The sequence below is a fragment of the Paraburkholderia sp. BR14312 genome (assembly GCF_040948675.1).
GTDB lineage: Bacteria > Pseudomonadota > Gammaproteobacteria > Burkholderiales > Burkholderiaceae > Paraburkholderia > Paraburkholderia nodosa_A.
Genome location: NZ_JBFPKI010000011.1, coordinates 86,760 through 99,836, shown reverse-complemented (window position 1 = coordinate 99,836; position 13,077 = coordinate 86,760). Strand labels below are relative to the sequence as shown.

Annotated in this window: 10 protein-coding genes and 1 pseudogene; 7 read left to right on the top strand and 4 right to left on the bottom strand. The window is 63.0% G+C overall.

The window, feature by feature from the left end; translation table 11 throughout:
• Nucleotides 1-151: 151 nt before the first annotated feature.
• The 3 genes from AB3X98_RS28450 to AB3X98_RS28440 are packed head-to-tail and all read right to left on the bottom strand — an operon-like array spanning nucleotide 152 to nucleotide 2,801.
• On the bottom strand, nucleotides 152-937 hold the full coding sequence (locus AB3X98_RS28450) for an ABC transporter ATP-binding protein (protein WP_368603348.1): 786 nt from the start codon (nucleotides 935-937) through the stop codon (nucleotides 152-154).
• Complete coding sequence (locus AB3X98_RS28445) at nucleotides 934-1,845, bottom strand: ABC transporter permease (protein ID WP_368603347.1); 912 nt, start codon at nucleotides 1,843-1,845, stop codon at nucleotides 934-936. The genes AB3X98_RS28450 and AB3X98_RS28445 overlap by 4 nt, the downstream gene beginning before the upstream one ends.
• Nucleotides 1,846-1,862: 17 nt before the next feature.
• Nucleotides 1,863-2,801, bottom strand: a complete 939-nt coding sequence (locus AB3X98_RS28440; protein ID WP_368603493.1) for an aliphatic sulfonate ABC transporter substrate-binding protein — start codon at nucleotides 2,799-2,801, stop codon at nucleotides 1,863-1,865.
• Nucleotides 2,802-3,685: 884 nt separating this feature from the next.
• Here AB3X98_RS28440 and AB3X98_RS28435 point away from each other — a divergent pair.
• The 6 genes and pseudogenes from AB3X98_RS28435 to AB3X98_RS28410 all read left to right on the top strand — a co-directional run.
• Nucleotides 3,686-4,708, top strand: a complete 1,023-nt coding sequence (locus AB3X98_RS28435; protein WP_368603346.1) for a sugar ABC transporter substrate-binding protein — start codon at nucleotides 3,686-3,688, stop codon at nucleotides 4,706-4,708.
• Nucleotides 4,705-6,318 carry a sugar ABC transporter ATP-binding protein gene (locus tag AB3X98_RS28430; protein ID WP_368603345.1) on the top strand — a complete coding sequence of 538 codons (1,614 nt, stop codon included), beginning with the start codon at nucleotides 4,705-4,707 and terminating at the stop codon, nucleotides 6,316-6,318. Before AB3X98_RS28435 ends, AB3X98_RS28430 begins: the two co-directional genes overlap by 4 nt.
• The gene (locus tag AB3X98_RS28425) at nucleotides 6,315-7,343 is read left to right on the top strand and encodes an ABC transporter permease (RefSeq protein ID WP_342947049.1); all 1,029 of its coding nucleotides are present in this window, start codon (nucleotides 6,315-6,317) and stop codon (nucleotides 7,341-7,343) included. Before AB3X98_RS28430 ends, AB3X98_RS28425 begins: the two co-directional genes overlap by 4 nt.
• Nucleotides 7,336-8,295, top strand: a complete 960-nt coding sequence (locus AB3X98_RS28420) for an ABC transporter permease (RefSeq protein ID WP_342947048.1) — start codon at nucleotides 7,336-7,338, stop codon at nucleotides 8,293-8,295. The genes AB3X98_RS28425 and AB3X98_RS28420 overlap by 8 nt, the downstream gene beginning before the upstream one ends.
• A gap of 164 nt (nucleotides 8,296-8,459) precedes the next feature.
• Nucleotides 8,460-10,178, top strand: coding sequence for an ABC transporter substrate-binding protein (locus AB3X98_RS28415; RefSeq protein ID WP_368603344.1), 1,719 nt, complete (start codon nucleotides 8,460-8,462; stop codon nucleotides 10,176-10,178).
• 101 nt (nucleotides 10,179-10,279) lie between these two features.
• Nucleotides 10,280-10,483 (top strand): annotated as a pseudogene (locus AB3X98_RS28410) (molybdopterin-dependent oxidoreductase); the annotation flags it as partial.
• Between the two features lie 159 nt (nucleotides 10,484-10,642).
• On the opposite strand, the gene AB3X98_RS28405 reads toward AB3X98_RS28410, so the two are convergent.
• Entirely contained in the window at nucleotides 10,643-10,993 is a 351-nt protein-coding gene (locus AB3X98_RS28405; protein ID WP_256094432.1) for a helix-turn-helix domain-containing protein, read from the bottom strand.
• 139 nt (nucleotides 10,994-11,132) lie between these two features.
• On the opposite strand from AB3X98_RS28405, the gene AB3X98_RS28400 reads away from it, so the two are divergent.
• A complete protein-coding gene (locus AB3X98_RS28400; protein ID WP_368603343.1) occupies nucleotides 11,133-12,095 on the top strand; it encodes an NmrA/HSCARG family protein in 963 nt (320 codons plus the stop codon).
• Nucleotides 12,096-13,077: the final 982 nt, after the last annotated feature.

Here is a 13,077-nt window from a genome sequence, read left to right as displayed (position 1 = left end):
TCCCTGAAGGCGGCGCTGCCCGGTATTCGAGTAATCCGCGACCGCGTTTGGCCACCGCCACGAAGGTGCGCAGAAGTTCGAGATCCAGATTTTTCATTGCAGCGATGTCGCGCCAGACGCGCGCGTACGTGTGAGCGGAGGAAACGGTTCTTCACCGCACCAATGTCTCCAGCCCCTCGAACAGGATCCTGCGCCATGCCGAGCGGGCCGTGTCCTCGCGCCGGCGCGGACGCGGGCCGCCCACTTCAAAAATGCGGCTGGCAGGTCGTGTCCGTGCTCCACCGGCAGGCTCCAGCAAGACGATCCGATCGGCCAGATGCAGCGCCTCGTCGATATCGTGCGTGACGACGAGCGCGGCCGTTCGATGGGCATCCACGATGGCGAGCAGCAGGTCCTGAAGGCGCATACGCGTCATTGCGTCGACGGCGCTGAATGGTTCGTCAAGCAACAGCAGTTGCGGCTGCGTGAACAGGCCGCGTGCAATCGCCACGCGCTGGGCCATGCCTCCCGAGAGATGCTTCGGCCAGAGCGCACCGTCTTCGGGACGCAAGCCGACCTCTTCGAGCAGCGACTGCGCGCGTGCGAGCACGTCGCCGCGAGCGCGGTGCGGAAAGCACACGTTATCGGCCACGCGCAGCCATGGCAACAAGCGCGGCTCCTGAAAGATCACGCCCGCGAGCGGCGACGGCCCGCGTTGCACTTCGCCGTTGTACGAGACGGTGCCCGCGTAGTCGCGATCCAGCCCCGCCGCAATGCGCAGCAGCGTACTCTTGCCGCAGCCGCTCGGGCCGAGCAGCGCCACGATCTCGCCGGGCGCGAGCGTGAGCCGCAGGCTGTCGAGAATCGGCCGCTCGCCGTAGCGCTTCTGGCGGATGTCGATATCGACGAGGGGCGGATACGTCTCGCGCGCCGTGCTGGTCAACGAAGCCGCCATCATGTGCGCGCTCCCTCGACACTCGTGTCGCGCCAGGACAGCACGTGTGCCTCGAGCGCCTTCATTGCGCTGTCGGTCAACTTGCCGAGCAACCCCAGCAGGAGGATGGCGCCAAACACGATATCGGGCCGGCCCGTCTCGCGCCCGTCGCTCAGGAGGTAGCCAAGCCCGCGCGTTGCGGCGATCAGCTCGGCCGCGACGACGAACATCCACGAGACCGCCAGCCCCGTGCGTAGCCCCGTGAAAATATGCGGCAACGCAGCGGGCAACAGGATTCGCACGAATAGCCGCCACGAAGACAGCCGATACACCGCGCCCAGTTCGACGAGCTTGCGATCGACGTTTCGGACTCCAGATAGCACGCTCAGATGCACCGGAAAGAATGCGCCAATCGCGACGAGCGTGATTTTTGGCGCCTCATCGATGCCCATCCACAGCAGCAGCACGGGCACCCATGCGAGCGACGGAATCGCACGCAGCGCCTGAAAACTCGGATCGAGCAATGCGTCGAGCCGGCGGCTCAAGCCCATCGCCGCGCCGACGAATACCGCGAACAGCGCGCCGCACGCGAAGCCGGCCGCCACGCGCGCCGTGCTCTGCACGATGTGCTTCAGCAGGGTTGCGCCGCCGAGTTGCCAGAGCGCCTGCGCGATCTCCGAAGGCGCTGGCACGAGATTGTCCGGCAGCACCTGGGCACGCACGAGAACTTCCACGACAAGCAGGAAGGCGACCGGCAGCAGCAAGCCCGCCATGCGCCAGGCGCGCGGCGCACGCTCTTGCGGGGCACCCGCTTCCCGCACCGGCGCGCTGGTGCGTTGCGTGTCGCCATACGCGGGAGCCTCAGTCCTTCGCCCCGCCGTAACCTCACCGGACTGCGCCAGCGAGCGTGCTGCCGCTTCTTCCACTGCCATGTCAGCCTGCCCGGTTATTAATGTTGCGCCGATGCCAGCGCCGGCTGCGCCGCCTGCGCGTCGATCAGCGATTCGATCACCTGGTTCAGATCGGTGCCCGGCTTGACCAGTTGCTCCTGAACCAGGATCGGCGCGGCAGCTTCCAGCGCCTTGATCTGTTCCGCACCCGGCTGCGGGTGGCTGAAGTCGTTGCGGCTCAGTTGCAGCTTCGCGACCGCGAGCGACACCTTCGAGTCTTCGGAAACGATTTGCGCCGCCTCGTCGGGGTGCGCGCCAATCCATTCCCGCGCACGCTCATAGACCTTCAGCACGCGCGTGACGGTGTCCGGGTACTGTTTCAGGAACACATCGCGCACGTTCAGGAAGCCCCACGTGTTGAAGCCGACATTGCGGTACAGCAGACGCGCGCCGTTGTCGACTTCCGCGGCGGCCATGTGGGGATCGAGCCCGGCCCACGCATCGACCTGACCGTTGATCAGCGCCGTGCGGCCATCCGGATGCTGAAGATTGACGATCTCGACGTCATCCTTCGTCAGGCCGACGGTATGCAGTGCGCGCAGCGTGAAGAGGTAGGGATCGGTGCCCTTCGTGGCGGCAATCTTCTTGCCCTTGAGGTCGGCGAGCGACTTCAGCGGCGAATCCTTGCGCACAACCAGCGCCGTCCACTCCGGGCGCGAGAAGATATACACGGTCTTGATCGGATTACCGTTCGCCTTGCCGAGCACGGCCGCGAGGCCCGCGGTCGAGCCGATATCGATGGCGCCGCTGTTCAGATACTCCAGTGCGCGGTTGCTGCCGAGGCTCAGCACCCAGCGCACCTGCGTATGATCCGGCGCGAACTCCTGCTCGAGCCAGCCATTGCGTCTGATCACCAGACTTTCCGGCGAGTAGTACGCGTAGTCGATCTTGAGTTCCGCGGGTGCGGCGGCGGCCGCCCATGCCGGCGCGGCGATCATCGCGACCAGGCCGAGCAGCCACAGCGCGGCCGGCTTGCGCCAGGCGCGCAGCGACTGGCCGATATGCCGCCGCAGCGGCATCTTCGTCTTTTGGTTCTGCATGTGCTTTCCCTTTTTTAGCGTGTGGCGTGAGGGGCCGCGTGTGCCGCGGCATACTCATCGAACCTGCCAGCATAAAAAGCACTGCCGTGAAACGGAACCAAGAATCGGTCAGATCGAAAGAAGCGGAATGAATATCCCTGCGCGCCGCGCTGGCCTGAGAAGGTCGGTTACTGATCGGCGGGAATCCAGCGAGCGCGCGCTGCGCGTCATCCGGACTCGCAACAAGGGCCGCGTACCGGTCATGCTGCTCGACGCATTCCCACGGAGCTCTCCTCGCTGCATCCAGATATGCCGCTAAATGCCGTCGTGCCGATCGAAGTCGACTCAACGGGGCGCTGGACCGCCGATGGTCCCCGCCCGGCTTGATTCATTGCGTCGACAGAGCAACCAGGGTCGTCGCGAACAGACGCGATGAGCCGTGTTCCCTGGCGGTTCTGCGCAATGCTGGTTGCGCGTGAGGCCGGAATCCGAACCGGCTGCCCGACAGCCCGCCTGAAGTCGCCTGAACGTTCGATTTGCCACCCTGGTTGTTCACTTCGCCGAGACCTGAATCGATGATCCCATACAGCATGACCGAGGTAGTCGTCAGATTGGCGTGGCGCGCAAACGCCTTTTTGGCCTGGCTACGGTTCGATCCTTTGGACTCGTCCCAGCGATCTGCGCCATTCGTACTAAGCACCGCAACATCCCCCTGATAACCTTAGCGGGATTTGTTCGTTTCCAGCGTCGTGTTGTTGTTTAAAGTCGTCGGATCGCTTCACCCGCTTCGACTCCACGACGACATGAAAAAAATCCATAGCAAACTGAGGCAGTTTCTTCCGGCACTCGTCACGCTTTCTCTTCTGGGGGCCGGTATCGGCGCACACGCGCAGGACGCGGCCGACAAGGACGTGCCGTCGCTGAAAGGCAAGCGGATCGGCATTACGGCAGCCGGCACGGATCACTACTGGGACCTGAAGGCCTATCAAGGTGCGGTCGACGAAGTCAAACGGCTGGGCGGTACGCCGATCGCACTCGATGCGGGCCGCAACGACAATCGGCAGATCGCGCAGATCCAGACACTGATCGCGCAGAAGCCCGACGCGATCGTCGAACAACTGGGCACGGCGAGCGTGCTGGAGCCTTGGTTGCAGAAAATCCGCCAGGCAGGCATCCCGCTCTTCACAATCGATACGGCCTCGCCGTCCAGCCTGAACGACACCACGTCGGATAATTTCTTCATCGGCGAACAGTTGGCGCTGAAACTCGTCAACGACATTCACGGCGAAGGCAACATTCTCGTGTTCAACGGTTTTTATGGCGTACCGGTGTGCGCAATCCGTTATGACCAGTTGAAAGCCGTGCTGAAGTACTACCCGAAGGTGCACATCATCCAGCCCGAACTGCGCGATGTGATTCCGAACACCGTACAAAGCGCGTACGCGCAGATCAGCCAGTTGTTGACCAAATATCCGAAGGGGCAGATCGCCGCGATCTGGGCCGCGTGGGACGTGCCGCAAGTCGGCGCGACGCAGGCTATCGACGCCGCGCACCGCACGGAAATCAAAACCTATGCGGTAGACGGCAGCCCGGACGTAGTCAACCTCGTCAAGGACCCGAATTCGAGCGCGGCCGCCGTGGTCGCGCAGCAGCCCGCGCTGATCGGCAAAACCGCGGTCGACAACGTTGCGCGCTATCTCGCCGGCGAGAAGAATCTGGCGCCATACACCTACGTGCCGTCGATCCTTGTCACGAAAGATAACGCCGGCGCCATTCAGCAGACGCTCGGGCAAACGGCACAGAACGGCAGCATCGCATCGAAATGACGCAGTACATTCCCGCGCTCGCGCTGCGTGACGTCGTCAAGCAGTTCAACGGTGTGCCCGCGCTGCGCGCCGCATCGCTGGAAGTGCGGCGCGGCACCGTGCATGGTCTGATCGGTCAGAACGGCGCGGGAAAATCGACGCTGATCAAGATACTCGCCGGTATTCACCATGCCGACGACGGGACCATCGCGGTGGACGGCGTGGACCGGGGTCCGAACGGAAGCGCGTCACGTGAGCCGCTATCGCAGATCGGCTTCATTCATCAGGAACGGCTACTGCCCGCCACCTTCACGGTCGCCGAAGCCTTGCTAAGCGGCAACGAGCCGATTCTCGGCACGCGCCGCACGCGCTTCGATCGGCGCAGTTCTCCTCTGGGCATACTCGACGTCCGGCGCATGCAGCGTGAGGCGCGCGAAGCGGTCGCAACGCATTTCGGCATCGATCTCGCGCCCAACCGTCTGATCGCCGAGTTGAGCGTGGCCGAACAGCAGATCGTGCAGATCACGCGTGCGTTGATGCGCGAGCCGCGCATTCTGGTGTTCGACGAACCGACTGCCGCGCTCGTCAATCGCGAAGTCGAGCGTCTGCTTCAGACGATCGATCGCCTGCGGCAGCGCGGCCTGACGATCCTGTATGTGTCTCATCATCTGAACGAAATCGCGGCGATCTGCGATCGGGTCACGGTCTTGCGCGACGGCAAGGACGTCGCGCACGTCGACGCTCGCACAACCCCGACCGAAGCGTTGGTCAGCGCGATGATCGGCACCGATGCGACGACCCGCACAGCGCGTGCGCCGCGAACCGCAAGCGCCCCGCTTCTGTCGGTGTACGAGCTCCACGCGGACAAGCGCTTCGAGCAGATATCGTTCGAACTCGGGCGCGGCGAGATCGTCGGCGTGACCGGGCTGCTGGGCTCGGGCGGCAAGCAACTGGTGCGCAGCCTGTTCGGACTCGAACGCGAGGTTCGCGGCGCGATCACCCTCGACGGCAAGCCCGTGCGACTGCGCCGCCCCGCCGACGCGGTGCGCGCCGGCATCGCCTTCGTGCCCGAAGATCGTCGCGCGCATGGTGTCGCGCCGTCGCTGAGCGTGCGCGAAAACCTCACGCTGTCGAGCCTCGCGCGTTTCTGCCGCTTCGGATTGCTGGCGCGACGCGACGAGCGCCAGGCCGTGCGGCAGGCGATCGACGCGTTCAGCATCCGCGCACCCGGCCCGGAAGCGCCGGTGCGTCATCTGTCGGGCGGCAATCAGCAGAAGGTCGCATTAGGCAAATGGCTGATTCGCGGCGCCGGACCGGGGTCGAGAATCTATCTGCTCGACGAACCCACTGTGGGCGTCGATATCGGTGCAAAGACCGAGATCTACCGGATGCTCGAGCGGCTCGCCAACGACGGCGCGGCCGTGCTGCTGTTTTCGAGCGACCTGATCGAACTGCTGGAAGTGACCGATCGCGTGCTGGTCATGACGCGAGGGCGCATCGTCAAGGAATTGATCTCGCGCGAAACCTCGAGTCAGGAGGTGCTTGCATGGGCCACTGGCGCTCGCACCGGATCCAACGGCCAGGCGACAACCGAGCCGCCGCGCGCGCGCCGTACGGAGCGCGCCGCATGAGCAAGGTACTTGACGATACACGGGAGCGCCCACGCGTTGCGTTGCCGTCCGGATGGTTCGGCGCGCAGTTCTGGCTGCGCGGCTGCGCCGTGCTGGCGTTTGCGCTGGTGGCGGCGGTCTTCGCCGCGACTTCTCCGCTATTCCTGAGCATCGCGAATCTGGCGAACGTACTGCAGCAATCGGTCGTGGTAGGCATTCTCGGCTTTGGGCTGACGGCCGTTCTGATCGGCGGCGGCGCGGATCCGATCAAGGGCGGACTCGATCTGTCGATCGCGGCGAACATGGGCTGGTGCGCGGCGGTCTATGCCGTGAGTTTGCGCGACGGTCTGCCGGAAAGCGCCGCGCTGGTTCTGACGCTCGCCGCAGGTGCCGCGATCGGCGCGTTGAACGCATTCGCGGTGATCGCGCTGGGCATCTTCCCGTTGCTCGCCACGTTGACGACGATGAATATCGCCGCAGGCCTCGAACTGGTGCTGACGCAGAATACGTCTGTCCCGGTCGCCTCGCCGCTGATGACGTTCCTGCTGGATAGCGGCCCGTTCGACGTGCCGCATCTCGCGTATGCGCTCATAGGCGTCGCCGTGCTGTTCACGTTGCTGATCCACTACACCGCATTCGGCTTGCGCCTGCGCGCGACCGGCGCGCATCGCGACGCCGCGCGCGCCGCGGGAATCCGCACAGACCGGTATGTTGCTTCGAGCTATGTGGTCAGCGGTCTCTCGGCCGCGCTGGCGGCCCTTGCATCCTCTGCGCTGCTGAGCGGAAGTTCGCCAGGCGCGGGCGAGAATCTGCTGGCGGTCATCGCGGCGGCACTATTGGGCGTCGTATTCTCACGGCGGCTCGTGCCGACCATTCCGGGCACCTTGCTTGCCGTGCTGTTTGTCGGCCTCGTCAACAATGGCTTCCAGCTCGACAATCTGTCGAGTTATTGGGTCAACGGTGTCGAGGGCGCGCTGATCCTGTTCGTCGTCGCCACCACCGCTGTGATGCGCCGACGCCACACCGGGAACCATGCAAATGACTAACCGGATCGCCCGGGTGCAGCGCTACGCGTTGATCGTCGCACTCTTGGCCGTGTTTGCATTTTTCTCGGCGGTCGCGCCCGGCTTCGCGCGCGCCGACAATCTGGCGAACGTGCTCCTAAACAACTTCGCGTTGCTCGCGATCGCGTCGCTGGGGATGACGCTGGCGTTGTCAATCGGTGCGATCGATCTATCGTTGGGCACGTCGATCGACGTTGCGAGCCTCGCGTTCGTGCTGCTCAGCGCGCATCAGACGGCGCTGCCGCTCGCCATACTGGGCGGATTCGTGGCAGCGCTGGCGGTCGGCGCGCTCAACAGCGTGTTGATCGCCGGCTTCGGCATCGCGCCGTTTCTCGCCACGCTCGGCACGCTGTTCATCGGACAAACCGTGCAGCAGTTGGCGACCGACGGCGGACAGCCAGTCTATTTGCTCAATGTCCCGCTGTCGGCGCTGTTCAGCGAGCTGGCACACGGCGCAATCGCTGGAATTCCTGTGCCGCTGTGGCTGGTCGCGATACTGGCTGGCGCGGTTCACGTGGCCTCGGCGCGCTCGGTGTTTGGACGGCAGGCCGCCGCGTTGGGCGCACAACCGGGCGTCGCCCGCTACTCGGGGCTGCCTGTCGGCGCGATCGTGTCGTGGACGCTGATTGCCAGCGCGTTAATCTATGGCGTGGTCGGCGTGTTGCTGTCGTCGACGGTCAAGGCGTACGTCCCGCAGGCGGGCAATGGTTATCTGCTGAACGCGATCGGCGCAACCTTCATCGGCACCACGCTGTCGCCGAGCCGACGGCCAGGCGTGACCGGCACGCTGCTCGGCGTTCTGCTGATCAGCCTCGTGGCCAATGGCCTGTTGCTGATTGGCTGGAATTTCTATTGGCAGCAGGTCGCAACCGGCGTGCTGATCTTCGCTGTGCTGGCGCTGAGCTTCGCACCGCGCGGAGAACAGCTGGCGTGATTGTTCTGCGGCTCGCCCCCGTCAACGAGGTGTGACGTCGCAACGCTCCCAGCACAACCATATGCATGTAATCGCTTTCATCATAAGCATCCGATGATCGAATGGTTCACCTCACAATTGAGGCGTGCCTACACTAAATCGCCCCAATTACCGAGTGGTTCGTCATGCGCCGCAAAGCAGGAAAACCCACTTCCGCACCGCCATCCAAACATGCACTCGCGTCGTCGAATGGCCATCACGCTCTGAAACGCCGCGCCTTCCTCCAGGGAATCGGGGCCGCCGCCGGCGCCACCGTACTGGCGTCAGCAATTGGCACGCCATCCGCCGCGTACGCGCAGCAAGTCGGCGGCAAACCATCCGGATCACCTGCGCCCAGGCGCGGCGGCCGCGTGACGCTGCTGGTCAATCCGGAACCGAACGTGCTGGTCAACTTCGCGACCACGGCAGGCGCGGAGGACAAGGCGAGTCCCAAGATAACGGAAGGTCTGCTCGCTTACGACTTCGACGTGCAACCTCAACCGCAACTGGCGACGAAGTGGGAAATCAGCAGCGATGGCCTGCAATACACGTTTCATCTTCGTGAGAACGTGCGATGGCACGATGGCAAGCCGTTCACCTCGCAGGATGTCGCGCAGTCCATCAAGCTCCTGCAGACGTATCACCCACGTGGCCGCGCCACCTTCGCGAACGTATCGGGTGTCGATACGCCGGATGCTCATACCGCCGTGCTGAGACTCTCCCGCCCTGCGCCCTATCTGCTCTATGCGCTGGCTGCGTCCGAGTCGCCGATCGTTCCGGCTCACCTCTATGCCGAGGGCGATCCGCTTAATAATCCTAACAATACGAAGCCAATCGGCACCGGGCCGTATTTGTTCAAGGAGTGGGTGCGCGGCAGTCATGTCCGTCTGGTGCGCAACCCCGACTACTGGGATGCACCAAAGCCGTATGTCGACGAACTCTGGTTGACGTTCATCCCGGATGCCGCCGCACGCGCTGCCGCGCTCGAAACCGGAGAGCTCGATCTTGCCGGCGAAAACCCCGTGCCGTTGACGGACATCGCCAGGCTCACGAAGGAGCCGCATCTGCAACTCGAAACGCGCGGCTACAGCTACGATGCCGCATTGACTCAACTGGTTTTCAACCTCGACAACCCGTATCTGAAAGATGTACGCATCCGCCACGCCATCGGTCATGCCATTGATCGCCAGGCGATCCTGCGATCCGTCTTCTATGGTTACGGCGTGCCCTCGCCGGCGGCGATCAGCCCTTTGCTGAGCCAGTTCTACGACCCCGCCGTAAAGTCCTATCCATACGATCCGGCACTCGCGGAGAAGCTGCTGGATGACGCGGGCTATCGGCGTAAGGGAGATGGGCAGTCATTCCGTTTCCCGTTGACAATCGACTACAACCCGTACGATCCGTCGTTTCAGCTACTCGCACAGTTTCTCAGGCAATCGCTCAGACGTGTCGGTATCGACGCAACGGTTCGCTCGCAAGACTTCCCGACTTATGTAAAACGTGTGTTCACGGATCGTGCGTTCGATATCGACGCAAACTTCATGGGCAACACCTTCGACCCGACTGTGGGTGTCCAGCGCATCTACTGGTCGAAGAATTTCAAGCCCGGCGTGCCCTTCTCCAATGCCAGCCACTACGAGAACGCGGACGCGGACAGGCTTCTGGAAGCGGCCGCGGTGGCGGTCGACCGGAACAAGCGTATCGAGATCTTCAAGGAGTTTCAGTTGAAGGTGGCGGATGATCTGCCGGTCTACAACCTCATCACACTCAAGCAGGTCACGCTCTACAACAAGCGGGTGCATGGACACACGGTCACGGCGGACGGACTCTGCGGCAATCTGGCCGGGCTCTATGTAGACGCCTGATCGAGTGCGCAGCCCTCTCAATCCTGCGGCGCGAACAGCGATCGGCGAATCGGTCAAAGGTTGTCAGGTCACGGCGTTCGAATGTGGCGCACGTAATCCCCCATGCCAGCGTGCCCGCCATCGATCCCGACCAGCATCGCCTCGTCGTGCATGGCCTCGTGCGCGAGCCACGGCTATTCACGATGGACGGCCTCGTGCGCTTCCCGTCCGAGTCGCGCGTGCACTTTCTCGAATGCTCGGGCAACACCGGCAACGAATGGAACGGCCCGAGCGGGCTGCCCGTCCAGTTCACGCACGGCCTGCTATACATGCCCAACCGCGACGGCTTCGTGCCCGATCCGCGCCCCGGCGCGCTGTGATGCCTCGCGCCGTCCGGATCGAGAACCGGACCATGAGACAGCGCCCTCACGGTCGATTCATTACGGCCGGGCATCCGAGGTGAAACCTGCGATGACGCTTCGCATCTACTGCGTCGAAAAACCTCCTTCCCCCTGAACCGGGCCTTGCGCCGCAGAAAAAGCTTGCCGCGCGGCCTCGACCGCGTGCCGATGCTGCTCTGCCCATTCCAGAATCGCGCGCAGATGTGGTTCGAGCGAGCGCCCCAGTTGCGAGATTTCGTAGGTCACGGCCACCGGAGCGGTACTGACGACCGTCCGCTTGATGAAGCCGTTAAATTCCAGGCGGCGCAGGCATTGCGTCAGCGACTTCTGCGTAATGCCTTCGTTCGCCCTGCGCAGCGCGTTGAATCGCATCGGGCCACTGCAGAGGCAATCGAGAACCAGCAGCGACCACTTGCTCGTGATCTCTTCAAGCACGAAGCGATTCAGTTCGAGGTCTTCATGGGATGACGCGGACATGGGATCCTCCGGGGTACCTGGTAGCGTTCAGGTGCGTAATTGCATTCAGGTTTCAAATCTATACCATGAATCACCTCTGATAACGAGGAGAGTGAACATGTCAGTCAATCCGAAAACCGGCGGCCCGGTCTCCAGGAACCGTGTCGGCGGGAACCCCGTGCTCGTGTTCGGCGCAACGGGACAACAGGGAGGAGCGGTCGCCTCCGCGCTCAGGGCGAATGGATGGGCAGTCAGGGCATTCGTCCGCGATCCTGCCAGCGCCAGAGCGAAGTCGCTGGCTTCGCTAGGCGCGGATATGGCGGTGGGCGACCTGGCGGACAGCGCGTCGATCCGACGCGCGATGAAAGGCATTTATGGCGTCTTCAGCGTGCAGCCAAGCTCAGGGCAAGGCGCAGTGTACGGAGTGTCCGACGAGGAGGAAATCCGCTACGGCAAGGCCATTGCGGACATTGCGCTGGAATCGGGTGTCGAGCACCTGGTTTATACGTCGGTCAATGCGGCCGGCGAAGAAAAGACCGGAATGGGTCATTTCGACAGCAAATCGGAGATAGAAGCGCACATCCGTAGTCTTGATCTGAACAGCACAATTGTGCGTCCCGCCGGATTCATGGAGATGCTGATGCTGCCGGGCATGGGTCTAGAGAAGGACATCTTCACGTTCTTCCTTCGCGAGGAGCAACGCGGACAGATCATTGCCGTGCAAGACATCGGCAAGATCGTCACCACGATATTCTCTGCGCCGGAACGCTACGTTGGACGGACCATCGAAATCGCGGGCGACGAACTCACCGCCGCGCGCCTGCGGGAAAGCCTTAGCCGCGCCGCAGGCACGCCGATCGCCTATCACCGCTTTGCGGACAGTCTGCTGGAACAGGACCCGTTCCTTGGCCGACTGGCGAGCCTGATTGACGAAGATCGGCTCACCGGCCACGCGGATATCCGGGCACTCGACCGCGAATTCGGTCCGCTTCTTCGCTTCGAAGAATGGCTGGCCGGCCCCGGCAAGCCGCTTCTTGAGGACGCGCGTCGCGCAAACGACGCGCCGATCGCGCTTCGCTGACAGTTCCCGAAGGCGCATCCGCGATGCGCCTTCTCGCCACCACGGCTTCGTCAATATGGTTGCACGAGCAACCACAAAAATATATATCGAAGCCCCAGCGGACGCCTTCACGATCGCTCCGCTCGATGCACGAGGCGATGCGTTCGAATCCTCCGGCATGATGAAATCCACCTCCAAAAGCAACTGCGTTCGCCGGATTCCCGCGGCCAGCTAACGGCACTTATCTGGCGATCAAGCAGCACACGGCGCAGGCGAGTCCGGCGGGGTCCTCGCGGCGGCGAGCGCGGGTGCAGGACACATCAGACTCGTCGAGTCTGCCAGCATAGGAAACACAACCGCGATACGGAACCAAGAATCGCTCAGAACGTAAGAAGCGGAATAAATATTCTCGCGTTGCTCATTGGACGTTATCTGCACAGTCGTCAAGCTGATTCGCGAGCCCGTTCAGACATGACCGACAGCTCGCCGCCCCGGACGCAGCGCATCGACCTGTCGTAGTCCTCGCATGAATCGCATAGTGGTAGTTGGGAAACGTCTTCTGCGATTCTCCCTAATAGCGAATCTCCCGGATTGAAGGACGGTTACGTCGGGCGCGACGCACCGGTTCGATGCATGGTCGGTAGCCCTCATCGGCTCACCTGCCCCGCGAGTCAGATAGGCCTCTCCGACCGCATCGCCCCGTCGATCGACGGACGCTGAGCCCGCACATGCCTTCACCGCGACTGATCTCACGCATCGCCGACCCGGTGCTCGTGATCCACCATCTCATGGCTTGCGATTAACCGCAAGCGAACAAAGCGCTTTTCCATGGCGCCACTCTTTCAGCATTCCTCCATAATCGGAAACGAGAATCGAAAGAATGCTTGAAATGACGGATTCTTTTTAGCACGTTGCAGAACAGTGGTACGCTGCGGCTTTCATGCTATCGTTTATGAGCCGCAGACGGCGCGCCATGGCAACGGCGCTTCCGTCAACTGGCGTC